Raw genomic sequence first — 23,961 nt, 5'->3', positions numbered from 1 at the left:
TAAACAATTAAAAAGATCCGGATCAAGCTTAGGAAAGAAATACGGATAGAGGTTTTGTATTTCACCATCCCTACGCCGGCATTATCCGGATCAGGTTTAAGGGTTTGTTCTTCATTTGAACATCTCAGCCTCGTACGTTGTCGCAACGATACGGTGCACCCCTTGGTCGACACGGATTTAACCACAAATTGATACTAGATGAAACACTTTTTAACAGTTTTTGCTTTTAATGGCCTAAAATCATCAGTGGTAGAAAAAATATCGTTGCGCCAACAATAACCACAGTATCAAAGGCCATTGCAAAGGGGGTCGCAATTACTTGGCCTGCAATTTCAATGGGGGAGTCAGGGTCAAGCACCTCTCTTTTTCGTTCTCGTTCAAACGGCGTAAACACTAAGTTAGATTTTTCCTTTAATTTATATCCTTGAATGGTTTCATTAAAGCGGCTTGGGTGATAGGCGACGGGCCTATTTTCTAGTTCACTTAATATGGCAATATCTTCGTCGCTATAATACTTGCCTTCTGAATTAAGAAATACAGTCCCCCAAACAAAACTCTTATCACCTTTAATATTAATTGATTCAACAATGTGCTGGCTGTTCTGAGCCAATTTTAAACTCTCAACAAGAGGCTCTGAAATTTGAAACTGATATTCATTAATGTCCGACTGAACCGTTAATTGTTTAGTTTGTTCATTTACGTGATAGCCAGTAAAGCGTTCAGTTTCATAATCATCTTCCCAAACGTATTGAGTCGCTGTACAACCGCTTAATAACATCATTGAAATAATAATAAAAACTCTCATTGTCTTGTTCCTTATTTAATACGATTTAACGTTATCTAACTTGAATACAACTGAAAATTTCAATGATTAACGTGCATAAACCTTTCACTTCGTAAGTTCAACAAAATCAATGTTATCAGCGAAATTAGCGGTGTTATACCAAAACGAAAAAAGTATAAGAAAAGTTACTTTAAGGGCTCAAATAGCGATACTTTATGGAGGAAGGGCGTTTTTGAGGCAACAAAAAAGGCGCTAATGCGCCTTCTTAGTTTAAATTGTCTACAGGGTTATTTTACTTCTTCACCAGCAGCTTGTTTGTCAGCATGATAAGAACTACGAACTAGCGGACCACAGGCTGCATGTTCAAAGCCCATTTTATCTGCTTCACGTTTAAACATGGCAAAGTCATCAGGGTGAACATAACGTTCAACTGGTAAATGGTGTTTACTTGGTTGCAAGTATTGACCAATCGTTAGCATAGTTACACCGTGAGCTCGTAAGTCGCGCATCACTTCTAAAATTTCTTCGTTAGTTTCGCCTAAACCTACCATCAAACCTGATTTTGTCGGTACGGTTGGATTGGCTTCACCAAACTTCTTCAATAAATCCAGAGACCATTGATAGTTAGCACCTGGACGCGCCATTTTGTATAGGCGTGGCGCTGTTTCTAAGTTATGGTTAAAAACGTGTGGCGGCGCTGCATTTAAAATATCTAATGCTCGGTCCATACGACCACGGAAATCCGGTACTAGGATTTCAACTTTAGTATGCGGAGCGTGCTCTGCGATTTCAGTAATACAGTCAGCAAACTGTTGTGCCCCACCGTCACGTAAATCATCGCGGTCAACGGAAGTGATAACTACATACTTTAACGCCATGTCTTTAAGCGTTAATGCCAGTTTTTTCGGTTCTTCTTGATCTGCCGCTAATGGGCGACCGTGGCCAACGTCACAAAATGGACAACGACGAGTACAAATGTCACCTAAGATCATAAATGTTGCCGTACCGTGGTTAAAACATTCCGCAAGGTTAGGGCATGACGCTTCTTCACAAACTGAATGCAATCCACCTTTACGAAGACCTTGTTTTACTTTATCAATGTTTTCGCTGGTGCGTGGTAAACGGATCTTTAACCAATCAGGTTTACGCAACATATTTTCGCGTTCACTTGGAATTACCTGAATTGGGATGTGAGCCATTTTCTCGGCATCGCGCATTTTTGTACCCGGTTCTACGCGAGTCGACTTTTTAGTTTCAGTAGTATCTGTCATGACGTTTATAAACCTGTAGCGAAGCTGACGTTCTCAGCTTGTAATAATTCTTTTAGTTCAACAACTAAATCGTTTCCTGCTTGTTCAACAGTACTTGGGCCATTAAGTTCTTTGCTCTGAACCATTTCTAATCCAGCATAACCACATGGGTTAATGCGTAAAAACGGTGACATATCCATGTTCACATTGATTGCTAAACCGTGAAACGAGCAACCTTTACGCACTCGAAGCCCTAAGGAAGCAATCTTTTTGCCATCGACATAGACACCCGGAGCATCGGGCTTGGCGTTGGCTTCAATATTATGTTTGGCAAGCATATTCACTATGCTGTTTTCGATTAATGTGACCAAATCACGTACCCCCATCTTACGACGACGCAAGTTGATCATAAAATAAATCACTTGTTGACCTGGTCCGTGATAAGTCACTTGTCCACCACGGTCAACTTTAACCACTGGAATATCACCAGGCATTAAAAGGTGTTCTTCTTTTCCTGCTTGTCCTTGAGTAAAAACAGGGGGATGCTCTACGAGCCATAACTCATCATCAACGCTATCATCTCGACTATCGGTAAAGTCTTGCATTGCATGCCAAACTTTTTCGTAGTCCATAGTACCTAATTGACGAATAACTAATGGGTGTTTCAAGCTAAATTCTCACCATAAAAAATAGACCGCGATTATACCTTTTTAATGTAAAAAATCCACTGCTAGTTGCTCGGAATTGCAGCAATACTAACAATGGACTTACGTATTTATAACCGTTTGTATCGAAGTTCTATTTAGACGTTTACTTAATTTAGAACTTTATATAATTTTTGTCGTTAAACAAAGTTCTGTTTTTAAAGAACGTAGCGGACCTCTTCAATCGCAGATAATTCTTTATATAACTTTTCAATATGCTGTTGACTAGTGACTCGAACGGCAATAGAAATAGAATGGTAGTTGCCTTTACTACTAGGCTTTATTTTAGGGACATAATCGCCTGGTGTATCTTGCTGTAACACCTCAATAACCAAGTCAGGTAAATTTTCAACAGCCAAACCCATTACTTTAAAATTTAATACACATGGAAATTCAAGTAATTCGTTAAATTTGGTTTTCATATTTCTCTCTTAATAATTTATTTGCTCGCCAATCTAGCTATCTGCTTAAAACGCCGCCTCAATTGCCGCCTTTGTGCTTAAGTCTCTATGTGGGTACGGCGAGCTTATATTTCAATACTGATTATTATAATAGCAATAATTACCTAAATTTATTTCTTTAACTTTATCAGTAGCAACAATCGTACTTAATCTAATAGTCTTAATATAGCATCTGCACTTTTATATCCCGGTATCGAATCACCTGTAGATAAATAGATAAATGGTGTGCCGCTAAAACCTATATTACTGCCTGCTGTCCTGCCATTAACTACTGTTTGTGTGCATCGTTCACCGTAATTTGCTTTGATATATTTACCGTAACTGATACCGTCTTTAATTTCTTGCATTGCTTTATTTCTGTCGGCTGCGCACATAATTTGTTTCGCTTCTTCATAGCCTTTATCACCTTCGCGCATACCATTTCTAGGGTAAGGAATATACTTAACCTCTACGCCATTGGCCAAATAAGTATCTATCTCATTGTGCAATTTTTTACAGAAACCACAGGTGGTATCAGTAAATACATACATAGTGGCTACTTTTTTCACACTTGGTGTGAAGGTGACAAAGTTATCTTCTTTAAGTTTCTCTATCTCAACTTTAGCAACTTTACCTATCTTAGAGAGTTTGTATGTTTGACTAAGGTTAGTCATAGATTCTAAGTCGAATGCAAAACCTACGATCGCATTTTGGCCGTCTTTGTGAATGATAAGTGTTTGTCCATTGATTTCGACTTCGTAATAATCTTCTAAACCCTTTAATGGTGCTTTTCGGATCACGTTAATGCTCGCGTATGCAAATTTACCGTGCTCAAATTGTTTAATTTTTTTTACTAAATCGTCTTCTTCTGATGCAAAAGTTGTGGAAATTGACGCAATGATTACTAATGCAAAACATAGTAATTTTTTCATAATTATCTCTACTTAAATATAATTTAATTAATTAGTGCTTTAAGATCTTGAACTTAGAAAGAGTTTTAAAGTATTAAAGATTTCTTAAAGTCTTGGAATTCTTGATGTAAGACCTTAGCTACAGGGCCTATATTACCATTATTGATAATGTTTTCGTCGATATTTGTCACAGGTGATATTTCTCGTGACGATGACGTGATCCAAACTTCATCAGCTGCGAGTAACTCATCTACCGTTATTTTTTGTTGATGAACTTTTAAACCAGCAGCTTCAGCAAGCTCAATAATCACATCCCGTGTAATGCCGCCTAAGATCAGATTATTTTGTGGTGGCGTAAATACTTCGCGGTGCTTTACTATGAAGACATTGGAAGTAGAGCCCTCGGTTACTTGGCCGTTTCTATGCAATATTGCTTCACTATGACCTTTTGCTTTTGCCTGATTTTTCAGTAGCATATTGCCAAGTAGTGAAATTGACTTGATGTCACAAAATTGCCAGCGAATATCTTCAAGTAACGCTGCACTGGCTGTTGAAATGTTAGTTTCATCAACGATTAACTCGCTCGCCATTAAAAACACTGTAGGGTTAATATCGCTTGGTTTATCGTGATTTCGAGTTTCGCTTACACCACGAGTGATCTGCAAATAGATACTTAAGTGACCACCACCATTACGCTTAATTAAGGTGTTTATGATGTTTTTCCATTCAATGTTTGAATGAGGGTTATCAATGTCGACTTGCTCTAGGCAATATTGTAGTCGAGCAAGGTGTTGCTCTAAACGGAAAGGTTTGTCGTTGTAAACAGGAATAACTTCGTAAATACCATCTGCAAACAAAAAGCCTCGGTCGAGAACCGAAACCTTTGCATCTTCTTTAGCGAGTAGATCACCATTTAAATAAACAATATTTGTCATTACTTAGCCACTAAACCACTAAACCACTAAACCACTCGGCGGATAGGAGTAACCGATCCGATGTTGAGTATTAAAATTTAAACGTTTTTATTGAAACTGAAGTTTGATCCAATCGATTAAACGACTAAACCAGCCACCTTCGTTTACTTCTTGTAGTGTTACTAACGGGTAATCCGCAATGGTTTCACCATCAAGTTTTAAGAATACGGTACCAACGACAGAGCCTTTAGCTAATGGCGCTTCTAGTTGTTGATCAAGTTTGAATTCAGCTTCAAGGTTTTTACGCTGACCACGTGGAATGGTAATTGCTGCGTCCGATAAAATACCTAAATCAACGTTTTCAACGTCACCCATCCAAATGCGGGCGCTATCAAAAACTTCACCCGCTTGATAAGGAGTGATTGTCTCAAAGAAGCGGAAACCATAGCTAAGTAACTTTTTACTCTCAATCTTACGAGCTTGTTCACTTGTTGCACCCATAACAACAGTTACTAAACGCATATTACCTTTTGTTGCGCTGGTAACTAAGTTATATCCTGCTGCACTGTGATGACCTGTTTTAAGACCGTCAACGTTCATGCTCTTATCCCACAATAAACTATTGCGGTTATATTGAGGAATGTTGTTATAAGTAAACTTTTTTTGTTTATAAATTTTGTATTCTTCAGGTACATCTCGAATTAACGCGCTAGCTAGTGTTGCCATATCTCGAGGTGTACTAAAGTGATTTGCACCGCTTAATCCATGTGAGTTTTCGAAGTTAGTGCCATCCATACCTAGTTGTTGAGAATACGCATTCATCATATCTGCAAACGCACTTTCACTGCCGGCGATATATTCTGCCATAGCAACACAGGCATCGTTACCCGAGGCAACGATAATACCTTGGTTTAATAAACTAACCGGTACTTCAGTGCCTACTTCAATGAACATCTTTGATGAATCAGGGAAGTTTTTTGCCCAAGCGTTTTCACTAATTGGCACCTTAGAGTCATTAGAAATATTACCAGCCTGGATTTCTTTACCTATGATGTAGCTGGTCATCATTTTCGTTAAGCTCGCCGGCTCTAATTGCAGATCGGCATTACCTTCGGCAATGACACGCCCTGTAGCATGATCTAAAAGAATATAACCTTTAGCATTAATCTGCGGTGCGTCGGGAAGAATGTTTGCTGCCGAAGCAGACGTAGCTAATATTAGTCCACTGAAAAAAGTTACTAACTTGCGCGCTGAATTGCTCATCGTTTACCTGTTTAATTTATTCATTGCCGATATTTAAAATAAAATCGAACTCAGTTGTACTTATTTTTGTTCGAGTGATTCGAATTTATCGTCGTCTATTTTGTTCAAAGAGCTGTAATTACAACTCCCTTAAATTCTTGTTTAGCTTTTCTAAAAACTATTTAATAAAAGATATTTTGTTTTACGCTTATCTTTTGTTTCGCGCATAAGTAAGGTTTCAATATTATGATACAAGCTCTATAGCAAACCTTAAATAGAACACAAAATTGCCGTTTAGTATATCAGTATTCATTGATATTTTAAGTGCGAAATCATCAATTAACAGCGAATAATTGTTGCTAATTGTGTTATTTTAGCGATTTTATTGAATATGCACCTGGATAACCTTGGTTTTGTATTCGTGTTAGCAAATCTTTTGCCTGTGTTGCATCTTCTATTGGTCCTAATTGAACTCTAAAAAGTTCATTTTTTTCCGATAATTTTACTGGTACAGGCATTAAGAATCGCAACCCTTTTGCGGTATTACTCGCTAATAATTTATCTCGGGTAACTAAAACGTGAATATAAGGATCAAAATAAGCTGGTTTAGCAGGTGCAGGTTTTGTCTTAGGTTTTAGCTGAGGTTGAGTACTCACAGCGGCAACCGGCACTGGTTTAGCTGTGACTATTGGTGTGTTTTTAATTTCTTTGACGTCTATATTGTCGTTTGGCTTTATGTCTTCAAACTGACTGGTAGTCATATTTGGCGCCGCTTTAGCTATGGCAACAGCAGTATCTTTTTGAGTAAACTGAGCTATGTTGTTTTTATCGATAGCAACAATTTTAACGTTTGCAGTACCCTTAGCAAGCATCCCTAATTTATAAGCTGCAGAGTAAGATAAATCAATTAATCGGTCTTGATGAAAAGGACCGCGATCATTGACTCGTACAATCACTGACTTGTTATTTTCTACGTTAGTGACCTGTACATAACTAGGTATTGGCAATGACTTATGTGCAGCACTAAAAGCATACATATCATAAATCTCGCCATTTGACGTTAAGTGACCGTGAAATTTGTTACCATACCAAGAAGCAATGCCTGTTTTGTTATAGCCTTCAGCACTATCCATAACTGAATAGCTTTTTCCCAATACCGTGTAGCTCTTTTTGTTGCCACCGCGTGATTTTTGTAGCAATTGTGGAACCGGCTCGATTTGCTCTTCTGCGGTCGGTAATCGTGTAGGGATACTGTCATGTTTTTGTGAGTATCGAGAGTTTGTCTCACAGGCAACAAGTATTATGGTCGAGAGTATTATAAGGGTAGTATTGACTGCTTTCACGATATCTACATTATTCTTTTGATAGTTATGATTTTAAAATTAATGGTTTTTATACTAATTGTTTTTATAGTAACAGTTTAGTTTTACGGTATTAGCTATGCACCATACTTTAACAGCGCAAACAGCCGCAAAACTGATTAACTTCAGTGTAGATATTTTAACGACAAGACTCAACGGTTTTTGTGGTGTTTTCGTTAATTTCCAAACCAATAACAATGATTAAGTCTATGAGATCAATCGACGGTGAGTACTGATCGCCATTAGCACGCCAAATCCTGCCATCAAAGTCACCATAGATGTGCCACCATAACTGACCAGCGGCAAAGGCACACCAACGACTGGCAACAAACCCGATACCATGCCAATGTTTACAAAGACATAAACGAAAAACGTTAACGTTAAACTGCCTGCTAGTAATTTAGTGAATGCTTCTTGAGCGTTTACAGCAATCCACAGACCGCGCATAACAATGAGCAAATAAATCAGCAGTAAACCAAGAATGCCGATAAGGCCAAATTCTTCGCTAAATACAGCGAAAATGAAATCGGTGTGTCTTTCAGGTAAAAATTCTAATTGTGATTGCGTACCTTGCAACCAGCCTTTACCTGACCAACCACCCGAGCCAATGGCAATTTTCGATTGGATGATATGATAGCCTGAGCCGAGTGGATCTTGTTCCGGATCTAAGAAAGTAAGTACCCGTTGCTTTTGGTAACCTTTCATTAAAAACATCCACAAGATTGGCATAAACGCAGAGAGTAACCCTGCGCAAACACCAATTAATTTCCAGCTTGCACCAGCAAGAAATAGTACGAAAATGCCCGAGCTAGCAATTAAAAGACTAGTACCTAAATCAGGTTGCTTAGCAATTAATAGCGTTGGCAACATCACTAATACAAAGGCGATTATAATATTTTTAGTTTTTGCCGGTAAATCATGCTGAGCAATAAACCAAGCAATTGTCATCGGCACCACGAGTTTCATAATCTCAGACGGCTGGAACTTAATAAAGCCGAGGTCGAGCCAGCGCTGTGCGCCTTTACCGACGTGACCAAAAAGTAATACCGCAACTAACATTAGCAGCCCGAGAATAAACACGATGACTGCCCAGCGTTGATAAACAGAAGGGGGTATTTGAGCAACAACAAACATCACGCCTAAACCAATGCCTAAGCGAATAATCTGCCTAATAACTAAATCGGGATCTTGACCTCCAGCGCTATAAATAACAGCAAGGCCTACGGACATTAATAGTAATAATGCCAATAAAAGCGGTACATCAATGTGCAGCTTTTCAAGAAATGTTTTGCGCTTAGCTTCGTCTTTACCGCTGTATCTCATTATCTACTTCTTCGACACCAGTTCTCTATTGGCAAAATATTGATCCATGATTTGTCTTGCTACAGGACCGGCATTTGAACCACCACCACCAACGGCTACGTTTTCGATGGCGATGGCCACTACGATTTCAGGTTTGTTAAAAGGGGCAAAGGCGATAAACATTGCATTATCACGATTGCTTTCACTAATTTTAGTTGCATCGTATTCAACATCTTGTGCACGGCCAACAACTTCACCTGTTCCTGACTTACCGGCAGCATCGTAATCTGTACCTAAAAATGCTCGATAGCCTGTGCCTGAAGGCTTACTAACCGTTTTATGCATAGACTCAAGAATAAGCTGCCAATTTTCGTTATTTTCTAATACAAAAGGCGGTTTCTCATTAAGCTCAAATGGCGTAAAACCTTGGTCTAAGTCATTCAATAATACCACTTCTTCGCTAGTCTGCTGATTGATATCTAGCTCATCATTTAATTGCGCGGTAAGTGCTGCAGGCTCGCGAATGCCCGCAAGAAAGTGTGGTTCGATAACCTGACCTTTGTTGACTAATATTGACGTTGCTTGTGCTAATTGCAACGGCGTTACTGTCCAATATCCTTGGCCGATACCGATATTAACCGTATCGCCGTGATACCAGGGTTGGTTATAACGCGCACGTTTCCAGCCGCGACTTGGTAAAATGGCTTCACTTTCTTCATAGATATCAATGCCTGTTGATTCGCCAAATCCAAATTGTGCCATTGTGTCAGATATTTTATCGATACCGAGTTTATACGCTAAGTCGTAGAAAAAGGTGTTACATGAGCGCATGACAGCTTCTTCTAAAGAAACCCAACCGTGGCCCCACTTTAAGTGATCTCGATATTTACGCTTACCTTTTTTCAGCATAAACCAACCTGGATCCCAAATCTTTGACTCCGGGGTGATGACATTATTGTCTAATCCGGCCAAGCCTAAAAATGGTTTTATGGTACTTGCTGGAGGGTAAGTACCTTTGGTTGCACGGTTAATCAAAGGTCTATCTTTGTTCTGTAGCTTCTTATAATTTTTAGAGGATATACCGTGAACAAATAAATTGCCGTCATAACTTGGATTTGAATAAAACGCCAATACACCGCCATCTCTAGGATCAATAGCGACTACCGCACCACGTTTTCCGGACAAGGCCCGTTTGGCAATCATTTGCAGTTCGATATCTAAACTTAAACGAATATCACTGCCTGAAATCGGTGGTGTGAAACTCAGAGTTCTTAAAATTCGACCTTGATTATTCACTTCAACTTCTTGGTGACCCATAACGCCATGAAGCTTGTCTTCGTAGTATTTCTCTAAACCTAACTTACCGATATCACGTGTCGCTTTGTAGTCATCGGTTTTGCCTTGTTCTTCAAGCAAAGTAAGGTCTCGGCGATTGATTTTAGCGACATAGCCTAATGAATGAGTTGTGAGATCGCCAAAGGGATAATAGCGTTTTAGTCGTGCGTCAATTACTGCGCCTGGGTGTAAGTGGCTAGTAACCGATATTTTAGCTACCTGTTCTTCGGTCAAGCGAGAAATTAATTCCACTTTTTTGAAACGACGTTTACCGCGTAAAGCTTTTTTGAAACGGCTAATTTGTTCATCGCTGATTGAAATGAGCGCTCTTAAGTTGGCAAGCGTTTCATCCATGTCAGACACTTCTTCGGGGATAATAGATAAAGAGTAGACAGGTTTGTTTTCAGCAAGTAAAACACCGTTGCGATCGTATATAAGGCCGCGGTTTGGTGCTACCGGCAATAATTTGATGCGGTTTTCATTAGAGCGAGTGGTATATTTTTCGTAAGAAGTAACTTCGAGTTCGTACGCATTGTTTATTAAAATCAACAGCATAACAATTACACCGACAAAGGTGATAAACGTTCGACGGGCAAATAAATTGGCCTCGGCGCTATGATTTCTGATGGAAACGCGTTTACTCATTTAATACAACTTAAGCCTAGTGCTATTTAAACCTAATTCAATTAGGAATCTTATGCTACTCACGGTGGTATGGATGATTATTATTAATGCTCCACGCACGATATAAACTTTCGGCAACCATGATCCTGACCATAGGGTGCGGTAAGGTTAGAGTCGATAAAGACCACTTTTGTTCCGACGCTTTGATACAAGCAGGTGCTAAGCCTTCAGGACCGCCAACGAGTAAGGCTACATCGCGTCCATCCATTTGCCACTTTTCTAGTTGTACAGCAAGCTGTGGTGTAGTCCAAGGTTTACCTTCAACTTCTAATGTAACGATGCGACTACCTTTTGGGATTGCTGCCATTGTTTGCTCGCCTTCTTTTTCAAGAATTCGAGCAATGTCGGCGTTTTTGCCACGTTTACCTGGAGTGATTTCAATTAAATCAAATGACATATCACGAGGGAAACGGCGGCTGTATTCACTAAATCCTTGTGCGATCCATGACGGCATTTTGTTGCCAACGGCAATCAAGGTAATACGCATTAATTATTCTTCAGCCCAAAGTTTTTCTAATTGATAAAGGTCGCGAACATCATCGGTCATCACATGAACAATGACATCACCTAAATCGATAAGTGCCCATTCACCAACATCTTGGCCTTCAATACCAATTGGCGTCATGCCTTCGGCTTTAACTTGAGTGTTGATGTGCTCAGCAATTGAGCGTACATGCCTTGATGAATTACCTGAGCAAATAACCATGTAATCGGTAAAGCTTGCTCTTTCTGTTACGTGAATTGAAACAATGTCTCGTGCTTTTATATCTTCGAGTTGAGTAAGTACAAACTCATGAAGCTGTTCTGTGTGCAAATCTGCATCCTTTTGTTTTGAAAGCAGTAATATGGATGATTAAGGGCATTGGTATAATCATCGAGTGGCAAACTGCGCACTCATTACCGCAATATTCATAGTGATATACGCATTCTAACGCGTTCTGAGTAAGTTTTCATCCCCTATGCCACTATCTATTTCAACCTTTAATCGGTTGAAATATTTAGCGGTATAATTGCTGCTTTTTAATATAGTCTAAGGTTTGTGGAAGCAAGTATTGTTGGCAATCAACATTGGTCTGCAAACGCTGTCTAATTTGAGTTGATGAAATGTCAATCTGGGCGCTATTGAGCAATAAGATTTTACCACTTAAGGCAGCACCAATATCGTTCACATTGGTGCAAAGGCGTCCTTGATAAAAGCTACCATCAAGCGCTTCGACGTCATAGCCTGGGCGTTTACTAACGACAAAATGACAAAGCTTCAGTAGCTCATTTATATTGAACCAAGTGGGTAGGGTGAGTAATGAGTCTGCGCCGATAAAAAAGAACAATTTAGCATCTTTGTGTTCAGCTCTAAATTCTTGCATCGATAAAAAGGTAAAGGATTTACCTTGCCTTACTAGCTCTCTGGTGTCTAATTGAAACTCAGGGTGAGCAGTGCAAACATCTTTAAGCATTTGCAATCGTTGTTCACTATTGGCATGAGCTTCGCTTTTATGCGGTGGAATATTGGCTGGCATTAGCACAATTTTTTGTAGATTTAACTGTTTGGCAATTTCAACGGCAGGGTTAATGTGACCTAAATGAATCGGATCGAAGGTTCCGCCAAATATACCGATTGCATTTTCGACTATCGAATTGGCGTCTGAAGATTTAGGCAAAGGTCTCATAATCTAAGGCTAAATTGTTAGTAATATCTGCATGGTACAAGCTCACGCATACATCGGAAAGTAAAATGTAGTCGTCAAAATCGCTTGTTGTTTTACTTAATAAATCAACCTTACCCAATCGCGATAATGCCAGTTTGCAATTATTCAAACTTACTTGGTTTAAGGCACTGTTGTATATGGGCTTGCGTTTGTCCCAAATTCGAAATTCTTTAAACAACGAGTCCGTTGATTCACCTTGAGCAAGGCGAGTTTTCATCTCAATCAGCAAACGTAATTCTTTTTGTACTACCCATACCAATTGCGCCAACGCCACGCCTTCTTGCTTGAGCTGAGTTAAAATGCTCATGCATTTGTTCAAGTCGCCAAGTAGCAGCGCATCAGTAAGTTGAAATGGGGTGAATTTTGCCTGTTTTATCAATAGCTTTTGCAAATCATCAGCGCTAATAAATTGGCGATCAAATAACAACGCTAGTTTTTCTAATTCTTGATAAAACGCAGGGATATTACCACTAAAAAAATCAATCAATAGTTGCTGAGCTTGATTGTCCATGCGCAAATTTAAACGCTGACATTGTTGCGATAACCAAATGTTTAAGCCTTTGCCTTCTAATTCATAGAGTGGAATATAACAGCCAATTTTTTCAAGTGATTTAAACCATTTCTTTTTAGAGGTGGCAGCATCAAGTTTACCGCCGTGAAGAATTAATAAAACATCCGATTGCCCTTGGGCAGCAATTTGTTCACTAAGGCCAATAAGTACCTTGCCTGACGCTTCATCAAGTTTACCGTTGCCTAAATCAACTTCGATGATCCGTAGACTGGAAAACAGACTTAAGCTTTGGTATTCATCTTGAATTTGTTGAAAATCGAATTTGTCGTCTTTAGAAAAGCGGATAAGTTCGTCAAAGCCTTGGCTTTTTGCGGTTTGCTTTATACGATCTAAAGCATCGTTTTTTTGCCAAGGTTCATCACCAAAAATTAACCAAACCGGCAGCAGTTTTTGCGCCAATTGTTGATTAAGTTTACTGTGATAAATTCGCATTAACGAACGCCTCTATTAACTTTAGGTATCTGTTGAATGGTTAGAAGTAGACTCATTAATTAGTGAGAAATACTGGCAAGATTACGTAAAATTCTATCTGCCGCTTCTACGCGCATTTCTTTGCGTAGCAAGGTTAATTCTCTCGATTTTGCCAATGCTCTGTCGGGATCGTCTTGATAGTTTCGAGTAATATCAAACGAGAAACGTTGAGCTTCTTCATCCTTAAACATGACGTCATAACGAACAGTGTAGGTAAGCTCGTACTCAGCTACTTGACCATTGTCAAATAATGATAATGTGCGACGATTCAATGAATCTTTAAGAATTCGTATTTCAGGGCTAGTGGCGGTATGCGTTTTTTCGATATTAACGTTGTTTATTGTTAAGTGCTGCTTAAATAAACGCGTGAGCTCGCCATGGGGATCGGCAGAGCTCACATAAACAGACTCCATTTCGGCAGGCAATAAGTAGTCGCCACGCATTTTAAAACCACAACCAGAAAGCATCGCCAGCGCTAGCACTAGGCTAACGATGGCGTTCATTTTTGTTGATTTTTGTTTAATCGAAACGGTGTTTTTTGTCATTAATTAGCCACAATATTTAGAAGTTTTCCTGGTACGTAAATTACCTTGCGTACGGTCTTTCCTTCGGTAAATTTCACAACGTTTTCTTCTTGCATAGCTAGCGCTTCAACATCAGCTTGAGTTGCATCAGCACTTACTGTCACTTTCGAACGTAATTTACCATTCACTTGTACAATAACTAATTTTTCGTCTTCTACCAAGGCCGATTGATCAACTTCTGGCCAAGAAGCTTGTTCAACAGTGCTACCATCGCCAACAATATTCCATAATTCATGGCCTAAATGAGGCGTGATAGGCGTAAGCATAATAACAATAGCACGCACTGCTTCTTGCATAACCGCTTTATCAGCATCCGACTCCAATTTAGCTTTTGCTAAATTGTTCATTAATTCCATTATTGCTGCAATCGCAGTATTGAAGGTGTTACGACGACCAATGTCATCACTTACTTTGGCGATAGTTTTGTGTACTTCACGACGCAAGTTTTTGTGCGCAGACTCTAACTTCACGCTGTTTAACGCAAACGTATCGTCACCGGTTGCTTGAACAACGTCATAGGCAAGTTTCCATACACGTTTTAAGAAACGGTGAGCACCTTCAACACCAGAATCAGACCATTCTAATGTTTGCTCTGGTGGCGAGGTAAACATAATGAATAAACGCACAGTATCAGCACCAAACTGATTAATAACCTCTTGCGGGTCAATACCATTGTTTTTCGATTTACTCATTTTGCTCATGCCAGCTGAAATAACCGGTAAGCCATCGACCTTTGACACAGCGCTAACAACGGCACCTTTTTCGTCACGTTCAACGTCAACATCCGTTGGCGCAATCCAAGTTTGCGCACCATTTGCTTCTTCACGGTAATAAGTATCTGCTAATACCATGCCTTGACATAGTAAGCTTTTGAATGGTTCGTCTGAATCAACTAAACCAACATCACGCAATAACTTATGGAAAAAACGAGAATAAAGTAAATGTAAGATTGCATGCTCAATACCACCTACGTATTGATCAACGGGTAACCAGTAATTCGCTTTTTCTGGGTCAAGCATCGCGTCATCAGTTTGCGGACTACAGTAACGAGCGTAGTACCAAGATGATTCCATAAAGGTATCGAAAGTATCTGTTTCATGTAACGCAGGTTGACCGTTGTAAGTAGTTTTTGCCCACTCAGCATCGGCTTTAATTGGCGAAGTTACGCCATCCATTACCACATCTTCAGGTAAACGCACTGGTAATTGATCTTCAGGAACAGGTACTGATTCGCCATTTTCTAAGGTAAGCATTGGGATAGGTGTACCCCAGTAACGTTGACGTGAAACGCCCCAGTCACGTAAGCGGTAATTGACCGTGATCTTGCCTTTACCTTGCTCGGCTAATACCTCTGCAATAGCTTTAAATGCTTGCTCTGAGGTTAAACCATCAAACTGACCAGAATTGATCAATGTGCCTTTTTCCGTAATTGCACATTTGGCAATATCGTTGCCTTCGTCGCTGTTAATTACTTGGCAAATCGGCAAACCATATTTGGTTGCAAATTCGTAGTCGCGTTGGTCGTGTCCAGGTACAGACATTACTGCGCCTGAGCCGTAATCCATTAATACAAAGTTCGCTGCCCATACAGGTACTAATTCACCGCTAATTGGGTGAATCGCTTTTAAGCCCGTATCGACACCAAGTTTTTCCATGGTTGCCATATCAGCCTCAGTAGCTTTATTACCTTTACAGCTTTTAATAAATTCCGCTAACTCAGGGTTTGATTTAGCCGCTTCTAACGCTAACGGGTGCTGCGCTGCAAGGGCAACATAGGTAACACCCATTAATGTGTCAGGGCGCGTTGTGTAAATATCGAAACTGTCCGTTGAATTAGCAACTTCAAAGGTCATTTCAACACCTTCAGAGCGGCCAATCCAGTTACGTTGCATGGTTTTAACTTGCTCAGGCCAACCTTCTAATTGGTCTAAATCGTTTAATAACTCTTCCGCGTAATCGGTAATCTTAATAAACCATTGTGGAATTTCTTTGCGCTCAACAACGGCGCCTGAACGCCAGCCGCGACCGTCAATAACTTGCTCGTTAGCAAGAACAGTTTGGTCAACAGGATCCCAGTTTACAGTGGCGTTTTTCTTATAAACTAAACCTTTTTCAAAAAGCTTGGTGAAAAACCATTGTTCCCAGCGGTAGTAATCTGGCTTACACGTTGCTAATTCGCGATTCCAATCGTAAGCAAAACCTAACGATTGCAACTGACCACGCATGTAATCGATGTTTTCGTATGTCCATGAGGCAGGTGCTGCTTTATTTTTAATCGCTGCATTTTCTGCTGGTAAACCAAACGCATCCCAACCCATAGGTTGCATTACATTTTTACCCTGTAAACGTTGGTAACGGCTGATCACATCGCCTAATGTGTAGTTACGTACGTGACCCATATGTAAACGGCCACTTGGGTATGGGAACATTGATAAACAGTAGAATTTGTCTTTTCCAGGTTGCTCGGTTGCAACGAATGTTTTGTTATCAGTCCAATGTTTTTGGATACGCTGTTCAATGCTTTGAGGATTGTAAATGGATTCCATTAATCGATGTCTCGTTACCGCTTTAAACTGGTTAAAGTTTAAGCGCTTTTGTGAATTTAAAATATTGCTCGAATCATAGCGTATTTAAAGGCACTAATGAAGAGGGCAAAGGCAATTAGCATCGATGAATCTACCATCACTTTTTCGATAATTTACTATACTTGAATTATTCCTCGTTTTTTCATTGTTAAGAGTGGCTTCCATGACGAATCAAAAGCATAATCAGAACGACCATCAAAATGATAACAAAAACCAACAATATCAATCACTTTTCGATAAAGTCTACCTCTGGTTAAAAGCGGCAAAAGATTCAGAAGTTAAATCGGTAAATCAATGGGTAAATAAGGCAGAGCAGGTGCTCGATGCCGCAGAAGAGTTGTCGGTTAATGAATATCAATTAAGCATTAAAAGTTTCAAGCAAGATTTGCTGGGGTTTTATCGACACAATAAAAACGATGCGAAGGACTCATTATACTTAACCTCGCTTGGTGAGGGCATGTGGCAGCACTTGGCAAAAATAACTGACCAAACACAAATTGAGTGGACTGAGCTCGTTGATGATTTCGATCACGATGGGATATATCGAACCGGCGACTTAATTGGTTTTGGTCAAATCCAATGTCATGCTTGTTCGCATAGCTTTGATATAACTCATGCAACCAATCTAAGTGACTGCCCACATTGTGGTGGTAGCGAATTTTCTCGTCACAGCTTCTAAGCAATGGCCTCTATGAAATTGGCTTTAAATGCAAATAAATATTTGCTGAGAAATTAACACGATAGGCAAGTGCTTTGATTAAAAAATGAACGCTTGTTCAGATACACACTTTTGGCCTTTGCTTTTTATCCCATCACAGGTATACACTGGAGTTATAGCAAGTTAATTATTGTACTGTTTTTTACCACTTTATCGCATCGATTATTGGAATGGTTATCGCATCGGTTATCGCATCGGTTATCGTTAAGATAAGAAAACAGATACATGCTTAAAATGAATGTTTAAGTTGCATATTTTACAATAAAAACAATTACAAAACGTTAGCTACATTGCTAACTCTCGCCAAAAGGATAATCAGTTTCGATGACAGAACGCATTGATGCACTGAAAGTGCCAGTATCAGAATTATGTGCCGAATTACCGCAAAGCTTATTTTCAAAGTCGGTAGTCGACAAAAAAATCAAACAAAAGTTTATCGGCCATGAAAGGTCAAAAGAAGCATTGGAATTTGGCTTGTCGATGACATCAAAGGGTTTCAATGTTTTTGCAAAGGGTGAGCCCGGTACTGGTAGGCAAACACTGATCAAACAAATGCTGGCTGAATTTGCTAGCGAGCAAGATACTGCTAATGAATGGTGTTACATCAATAACTTTGATGATTCACAAGCACCGCACAAGCTGTATTTAAACGCCGGCGAAGGTAAACAATTACAAGCGAAAATTAATACCCTAATTGACGATTTGTTGGATTTATTTCCAGAAATTTTTGATAACCCTGGTTATCAACGCCAAAAAGCAGCAATCGATAGAGCGTTTAACGCCCGTTACGATGAGGCAATCGAGCAAGTTGAGGAGTATGCATTCAGCAAAAATGCGGTATTGTATGAAGAGAAAGGCGACATCAGCTTTTCGCCATTGGTTGATGGCAAACCATTGACTGATAAAGAGTTTGCCAGTTTAGGCGAGCAAGAGCGTACCGATTTTTATGGCTTACTAGCCGAGCTTGAAACCATCTTAAGCGAAAAATTACTCGAGTTGCCACTTTGGAAGCGCGAATCAAGTGTCGCGACTCGTAAGTTAAAATTTGATACTGCAGAGCAAACGATCCGACCGCTAATTAAAGATCTTGAACATGAATTTAGTGCCAATTTAGGGGTACTTAAATATGTGCGTCAAATTAAAGGTTCGATTACTGAAATCGTACTCGACATTTTAGTCGACGAAAATAGCGAAAATCCGCGAGATGACAAAGCCTGCCGTAAAATGATGGTAGACCGATTCATGCCAAATCTTTTGGTTTCTCGCGAACCAAATGAAGGTGCGCCGGTTGTTTACGAGCAAAACCCAACGTTTCAAAACCTATTTGGCACCATCGATTATTCGTCGTTTCAAGGCGCCGTATACACTAACTATCGGTTAATTCGTGGTGGTGCATTGCATCGAGCAAATGGCGGTTACTTATTGTTAGAAGTGGAAAAGCTATTAGCAAACCCACTTATCTGGACCCGTTTAAAACTCGCTTTAAAAACAGGTGAGATCCAAATTGAACATCCTTATGCAGAGATGTCTATGGGCGGCAGTATCAGTCTGCAACCAGAATCCATTCCGCTGCAAGTAAAAGTCATTCTGCTTGGTAATGCTGAAATGTATTACATGTTGCAAGAATACGATCAAGAATTTACCGAACTGTTTCGCGTTCTTGCTGACTTTGATCGCCATTTGGTTAAAAACGAAGAAAACTTACGTGCTTATGCAACGTTAATAAGACAACATGCAGAGCGTAATGAGTATCCTGAAGTTACCGATAAAGCGGTAAGTTTATTAGTGCGTTACAGTTTACGCAAAGCAGAGCATCAGAAAAAGCTATCAGCCAATATTGTTCATATTAACGACTTGCTCGATGAAGCGTGGTTTATTTGGCAAAAAGACGATAGTGACCTTATTGACTCTGAACATGTTGAAGCTGCATTAGCCTCTAAGTCGCGTCGCAGTGGTCGTTTAAGTGAAACTTGGATGGAAGAGATTAAGGAAGAGCAGGTGCTGATTTCCACCGACGGTGAAGCGGTAGGTAAAGTCAACGGCTTAACGGTACTGGAAATTGGCGATAGTGTGTTTGGTACACCGGCTCGAATATCTGCAACCGTTTATGCCGGTGCGCAAGGAGTAACAGATATTGAGCGTGAAGCGGAATTAGGTAAATCAATTCACTCTAAAGGTGTATTGTTACTTATTGGCTATTTAGGGCATAAATACGGAAAGAAATTCCCATTATCGATTTCTGCTAATATCGCAATTGAACAATCTTACGGTCATATTGACGGAGATAGCGCCTCAATGGCAGAACTTTGTGCGTTAATTTCGTCAATTACAGAGTTACCGGTAAATCAGCAAATTGCTATTACAGGGTCAATGAACCAGCATGGTGAAGTGCAATCCATTGGCGGTGTAAATGAAAAGATTGAAGGTTTTTATCGCCTTTGCCGTGACAAAGGACTAACCGGTGAACAGGGAGTTATCATCCCGAAAACCAATAAGATAAACTTAATGCTTAATAAAGAAGTCATTGACGCGGTTGAGCGCGGCGAATTCACCATTTATGCAGTTGATAATGTTGACCAAGCGTTAGAAATTTTATTAGGTTTGGAAGCTGGTAAAATAAAACGTGGCGGCTCCTATGCTCGTAAATCGATTCATGGCATGGCATTAGCAAAACTGAAGCATTTATCGGATATGATAAATGGTAGTGACGATTAACATTGCTGGTATTTATTTTAGCACCGGCTAGGTTTTGTCGATAACTATCGGTTTCGAAAATATGGCAGCCTAAGTCTGGTTTGCAAAATATTTCCAAAGCCAGTTTTTGACAAATCAAACATTGAGAATAACAACATGACATTATTTCTTATCCTAGGAGTGGTATTTCTTGGCGTCGCTCTTATGGTCATACTAGGTGAAAAATTTGGTAAGCCACTTGAGCAAAAAGATCAACAAAAATACAGTAAGATCATTATGATTTTAGTATTTGTCGCGCTATTTGCTGCCCTGATTAAAGCGCTGCTTTAAACGCTGTTTTAAACATTAATACTCTAAACGCTATTACTTTAAACGTAAGTCGGTTAATGCGTTGGCGACTAATCACAAAAGGCAAATCGATGATTTGCCTTAGTTCCTTATCCAAGTTAAGCAATAACCTATTCAATTATGCAATCGGCTAAACGTTGTATTCACGCTAGACTATATTAGCTTTCGTCCTCGTTAACTCACTTATTTGCTTATTTTTTTTCTATTTTTGAAAATGTTGACTATTATTTAATCAACAACAATTCAATTCTAACGATCGTGTGTTTATTTCGCTAAAAGCTTCGCTAAAAAACAATACTAAAAGGCGATCGGAACGGTAAGAATGACAGTATATTAAGTCGTGATATTGCCATTGATGTCTACCAACTAACGTTGGGGGATAACGTGAGCGCTATTGATCAATCCGTGGCACAGGTCGCAGCGGCAGAGGTAACGACAAATTGGTCTGAGTTATGGCCAATTGCGGTGTACTTTGTTGTGCTGCTTATTATGCTCGCAGGCATGTTGTTGCTGTCGTGGTTGCTCGGCCCAAAAACTAATCGTCGTCATACCCATACCCCTTACGAATCTGGTGTCATTGCCACCGAAAAACCAAGAACTCGTTTTACCAATCATTTTTTTCTTTATGCTATTTTCTTTGTCATTTTTGATTTAGAAACCATCTTCTTGTTCGCATGGGTTATTGCCTTTGATGAAGTAGGGCTTGCTGGTTTTATCGAAGCTAGCATCTTTATATTTATTTTATTGGCGGCACTCGTTTATGTGTGGCGAATCGGCGCATTAGAACTTAAACGCAAGCACCGTCCGCCGCGTCAAGTGTTCCTATCGGCCAGCGAGAGAGAAAACTAATATGGATTGGTCAATTACTAAAGCCGCCGTAGAATCTCAGATGCGCGAATCAAAACTCGAAGTAGAGCAAGATCTCAAACGAAATGTGTTGTTTGCCCGCTTAGATGACATGATCAATTGGGGACGTAAAAACTCAGTTTGGCCATTCAACTTTGGTTTAAGTTGTTGTTATGTTGAGATGGCAACCAGTTTCACCTCTCGTCATGATATTGCCCGGTTTGGTGCGGAAGTGATCAGAGCAACACCACGCCAAGCTGATTTGATGGTGATCTCCGGTACCTGTTTTAGAAAAATGGCACCGGTAATTCGCCATCTTTATGATCAATTACTCGAGCCTAAATGGATAATCTCAATGGGCTCATGCGCAAACTCCGGTGGTATGTACGATATATATTCAGTGGTACAGGGCGTAGATAAATTTATCCCCGTAGACGTTTATGTACCTGGTTGTCCGCCGCGTCCAGAGGCCTTGCTTGAAGGCCTGTTATTACTACAAAGCAAAATTGCTCATCAACCAAGACCGCTTAGTTGGGTAGTCGGTGAACAAGGCGTGAGTGAAATCGCCAAACCAAGTTTGCGAGATATAAAGCTGCAAAGTCGCATTGAAGTGAAAAATTTAGATGAGCCGGATAGCGTGTAATGACTGACTCTAAAGTACATCAAGTCGATATCAGCCAGGCAACGGATTTTTCGGTGCATGAACCGTTCCCACTCAGCGACGAAATAATAGCGATAAACGCCGATATTAAACTCACCGAGCAAGTACTAATCGATGCGGTGGAAAGCTATTGGGTTGATAAACAACAGTTGCCTCGTTTAATGCATTTGTTAAGACGTCAATTAGATAATGGCTTTGATTTTTGTTTTGATTTAACCGCCATTGATGAACGTGAAAGACAATTTAAACTGTCTGAGCAAGTACAAGATTTTACCGTCATTTATCATTTACGCTCCTATGCACGTAACCGAGATATTCGCATTAAAGTCGCTCTTAGCCAAGATGATAAATCATTGTCTACGGTTTCCAATATTTGGCCAAACGCCAACTGGTATGAACGTGAAGTGTGGGACATGTTTGGTATCGAATTTGTCGGCCACCCGCATTTAACTCGGATCTTGATGCCACAAACCTGGCAAGGTCACCCGTTATTAAAAGACCATCCAGCTCGTGCGACGGAAATGGATCCGTTTACCTTGCCTGATGCTCAGCAAGATATTGAACAACAAGCGTTACAGTTTAAACCGCAAGATTGGGGCATGAAACGAGCGAGCAAAACCAGTGACTTTAGCTTTTTAAACTTAGGCCCTAATCATCCTAGTGTCCATGGTGCATTTCGTATTGTATTGCAAATGGAAGGTGAAGAGATTGTCGACTCTGTGCCTGACATAGGCTATCACCATCGCGGCGCTGAGAAAATGGGGGAACGTCAATCTTGGCATAGTTACATTCCTTATACTGACCGCATCGATTATCTCGGTGGGGTGATGAATAATTTCCCTTATGTGATGGCGGTCGAAAAACTTGCCGGTATTACCGTTCCTGATAGAGCGAAAGTGATTCGAATTATGACTGCGGAGATGTTTCGGATTTTATCGCACTTATTATTTTATGGCACCTTTGCCCAAGATGTTGGCGCCTTATCACCGATATTTTACATGTTTATCGATCGCGAGAAGTTATTTGGCATCGTTGAAGCAATAAGTGGCGCGCGCATGCATCCAAGTTACTTCCGCATTGGTGGTGTTGCCAGTGACCTACCAAAAGGGTGGGACACTATGGTTCGTGAGTACGTCAATTACTTGCCTAAACGCCTCGATGAATACGAAAAGATGGTGATGCAAAATGAATTACTAAAAGCGCGTACTGTAGATGTTGGCGCTTATACCAGTGAAGAAGCAATTGAATGGGGCATAACCGGGCCTGGTCTTAGAGCAACGGGGTTCTCATGGGATTTACGTAAGCAGCGCCCATATGGTGGTTATGATCAATTCGACTTTGAAGTGCCACTTGGACACAAAGGCGATAGCTATGATCGTTGTCGAGTGCGTGTGGAAGAGATGCGTCAAAGCATTCGCATTATCGAGCAATGTTTAAATAATATGCCTGAAGGGCCGTACAAAGCTGAACACCCTCAAACAACGCCGCCAGATAAACGCCATACCATGTTAGACATCGATAGTTTGATCCCGCACTTTGTCAATGTTTCCTGGGGACCGGTCATTCCTGCAGGTGAAGTATCAATGAGCGTTGAAGCAACGAAAGGCATCATGGCCTACCACTTAGTAAGTGATGGCAGCACGACAAGTTATCGTACCCGAATTCGCACTCCATCTTTTGCCCATTTACAAATGATCCCGCTGTTATCAAGAGGGCAAATGGTGGCTGATTTAATTGCAACATTAGGCAGTATTGATTACGTCATGGCCGACGTTGATCGTTAGTGGAGCCTTTTTAGGACACAAATAGTCGAAACAATAGATACAAGAAACCGGAAATTAAAGAAGCTA

The 23,961-nt window shown here is 40.1% G+C and carries 22 protein-coding genes and 1 riboswitch; of the genes, 6 read left to right on the top strand and 16 right to left on the bottom strand.

Annotated elements, in window-relative coordinates; all coding sequences use genetic code 11:
• Positions 1-50 precede the first annotated feature (50 nt).
• Positions 51-173: riboswitch (TPP riboswitch) on the bottom strand.
• 53 nt (positions 174-226) lie between these two features.
• The 16 genes from LT090_RS11310 to leuS all read right to left on the bottom strand — a co-directional run bounded on the left by LT090_RS11310 (position 227) and on the right by leuS (position 16,805).
• Complete coding sequence (locus tag LT090_RS11310; protein ID WP_068547516.1) at positions 227-805, bottom strand: hypothetical protein; 579 nt, start codon at positions 803-805, stop codon at positions 227-229.
• Positions 806-1,071: 266 nt separating this feature from the next.
• Entirely contained in the window at positions 1,072-2,055 is a 984-nt protein-coding gene (gene lipA / locus LT090_RS11305; protein WP_068547514.1) for a lipoyl synthase, read from the bottom strand.
• 5 nt (positions 2,056-2,060) lie between these two features.
• Positions 2,061-2,702, bottom strand: coding sequence for a lipoyl(octanoyl) transferase LipB (gene lipB / locus LT090_RS11300; RefSeq protein ID WP_068547512.1), 642 nt, complete (start codon positions 2,700-2,702; stop codon positions 2,061-2,063).
• Between the two features lie 194 nt (positions 2,703-2,896).
• Complete coding sequence (ybeD, locus tag LT090_RS11295; protein ID WP_068547510.1) at positions 2,897-3,160, bottom strand: DUF493 family protein YbeD; 264 nt, start codon at positions 3,158-3,160, stop codon at positions 2,897-2,899.
• Between the two features lie 185 nt (positions 3,161-3,345).
• Entirely contained in the window at positions 3,346-4,110 is a 765-nt protein-coding gene (locus LT090_RS11290) for a DsbC family protein (protein ID WP_068547508.1), read from the bottom strand.
• A 65-nt stretch (positions 4,111-4,175) separates the two neighbouring features.
• Complete coding sequence (locus LT090_RS11285; protein ID WP_068547506.1) at positions 4,176-5,024, bottom strand: D-amino acid aminotransferase; 849 nt, start codon at positions 5,022-5,024, stop codon at positions 4,176-4,178.
• An 87-nt stretch (positions 5,025-5,111) separates the two neighbouring features.
• A complete protein-coding gene (locus LT090_RS11280) occupies positions 5,112-6,266 on the bottom strand; it encodes a serine hydrolase (RefSeq protein WP_068547504.1) in 1,155 nt (384 codons plus the stop codon).
• A 347-nt stretch (positions 6,267-6,613) separates the two neighbouring features.
• Positions 6,614-7,591, bottom strand: coding sequence for a septal ring lytic transglycosylase RlpA family protein (locus tag LT090_RS17245; protein ID WP_068547502.1), 978 nt, complete (start codon positions 7,589-7,591; stop codon positions 6,614-6,616).
• Between the two features lie 222 nt (positions 7,592-7,813).
• On the bottom strand, positions 7,814-8,929 hold the full coding sequence (gene rodA / locus LT090_RS11270) for a rod shape-determining protein RodA (RefSeq protein ID WP_068547500.1): 1,116 nt from the start codon (positions 8,927-8,929) through the stop codon (positions 7,814-7,816).
• Between the two features lie 3 nt (positions 8,930-8,932).
• On the bottom strand, positions 8,933-10,888 hold the full coding sequence (mrdA, locus tag LT090_RS11265) for a penicillin-binding protein 2 (protein WP_068547498.1): 1,956 nt from the start codon (positions 10,886-10,888) through the stop codon (positions 8,933-8,935).
• Between the two features lie 55 nt (positions 10,889-10,943).
• Positions 10,944-11,414: a 23S rRNA (pseudouridine(1915)-N(3))-methyltransferase RlmH gene (rlmH, locus tag LT090_RS11260; protein ID WP_068547496.1), complete on the bottom strand. Its 471-nt coding sequence runs from the start codon at positions 11,412-11,414 to the stop codon at positions 10,944-10,946.
• A gap of 3 nt (positions 11,415-11,417) precedes the next feature.
• Entirely contained in the window at positions 11,418-11,741 is a 324-nt protein-coding gene (rsfS, locus tag LT090_RS11255; RefSeq protein WP_068547494.1) for a ribosome silencing factor, read from the bottom strand.
• A gap of 184 nt (positions 11,742-11,925) precedes the next feature.
• Positions 11,926-12,585, bottom strand: a complete 660-nt coding sequence (gene nadD / locus LT090_RS11250) for a nicotinate-nucleotide adenylyltransferase (RefSeq protein WP_157726657.1) — start codon at positions 12,583-12,585, stop codon at positions 11,926-11,928.
• The gene (gene holA, locus LT090_RS11245) at positions 12,578-13,636 is read right to left on the bottom strand and encodes a DNA polymerase III subunit delta (protein ID WP_068547490.1); all 1,059 of its coding nucleotides are present in this window, start codon (positions 13,634-13,636) and stop codon (positions 12,578-12,580) included. Before holA ends, nadD begins: the two co-directional genes overlap by 8 nt.
• A gap of 59 nt (positions 13,637-13,695) precedes the next feature.
• Entirely contained in the window at positions 13,696-14,220 is a 525-nt protein-coding gene (locus tag LT090_RS11240) for an LPS-assembly lipoprotein LptE (protein WP_082897249.1), read from the bottom strand.
• Positions 14,220-16,805 carry a leucine--tRNA ligase gene (gene leuS / locus LT090_RS11235; protein WP_068547488.1) on the bottom strand — a complete coding sequence of 862 codons (2,586 nt, stop codon included), beginning with the start codon at positions 16,803-16,805 and terminating at the stop codon, positions 14,220-14,222. The genes LT090_RS11240 and leuS overlap by 1 nt, the downstream gene beginning before the upstream one ends.
• A 202-nt stretch (positions 16,806-17,007) precedes the next feature.
• Between leuS and LT090_RS11230 the strand changes: the two genes are divergently transcribed.
• From LT090_RS11230 to nuoC, 6 genes are all read left to right on the top strand, one after another.
• Positions 17,008-17,523 carry a zinc ribbon-containing protein gene (locus tag LT090_RS11230; RefSeq protein WP_068547486.1) on the top strand — a complete coding sequence of 172 codons (516 nt, stop codon included), beginning with the start codon at positions 17,008-17,010 and terminating at the stop codon, positions 17,521-17,523.
• A gap of 363 nt (positions 17,524-17,886) precedes the next feature.
• Complete coding sequence (locus LT090_RS11225) at positions 17,887-20,277, top strand: Lon protease family protein (RefSeq protein ID WP_068547483.1); 2,391 nt, start codon at positions 17,887-17,889, stop codon at positions 20,275-20,277.
• A 135-nt stretch (positions 20,278-20,412) separates the two neighbouring features.
• Positions 20,413-20,586 (top strand): hypothetical protein, encoded by a 174-nt coding sequence (locus tag LT090_RS17025; protein ID WP_157726656.1) that lies wholly within the window; start codon positions 20,413-20,415, stop codon positions 20,584-20,586.
• A 402-nt stretch (positions 20,587-20,988) separates the two neighbouring features.
• Positions 20,989-21,453, top strand: a complete 465-nt coding sequence (locus LT090_RS11220; protein WP_226996472.1) for an NADH-quinone oxidoreductase subunit A — start codon at positions 20,989-20,991, stop codon at positions 21,451-21,453.
• 1 nt (position 21,454) lies between these two features.
• Positions 21,455-22,093: a NuoB/complex I 20 kDa subunit family protein gene (locus LT090_RS11215; protein WP_068547481.1), complete on the top strand. Its 639-nt coding sequence runs from the start codon at positions 21,455-21,457 to the stop codon at positions 22,091-22,093.
• Complete coding sequence (gene nuoC / locus LT090_RS11210; RefSeq protein ID WP_082897248.1) at positions 22,093-23,895, top strand: NADH-quinone oxidoreductase subunit C/D; 1,803 nt, start codon at positions 22,093-22,095, stop codon at positions 23,893-23,895. Before LT090_RS11215 ends, nuoC begins: the two co-directional genes overlap by 1 nt.
• Positions 23,896-23,961: the final 66 nt, after the last annotated feature.

The sequence above is a fragment of the Thalassotalea crassostreae genome (assembly GCF_001831495.1).
Classification (GTDB): Bacteria; Pseudomonadota; Gammaproteobacteria; order Enterobacterales; family Alteromonadaceae; genus Thalassotalea_A; species Thalassotalea_A crassostreae.
The sequence above is the reverse complement of the archived record's forward strand: the minus strand, read 5'-3'. Positions and strand labels throughout refer to the sequence as shown.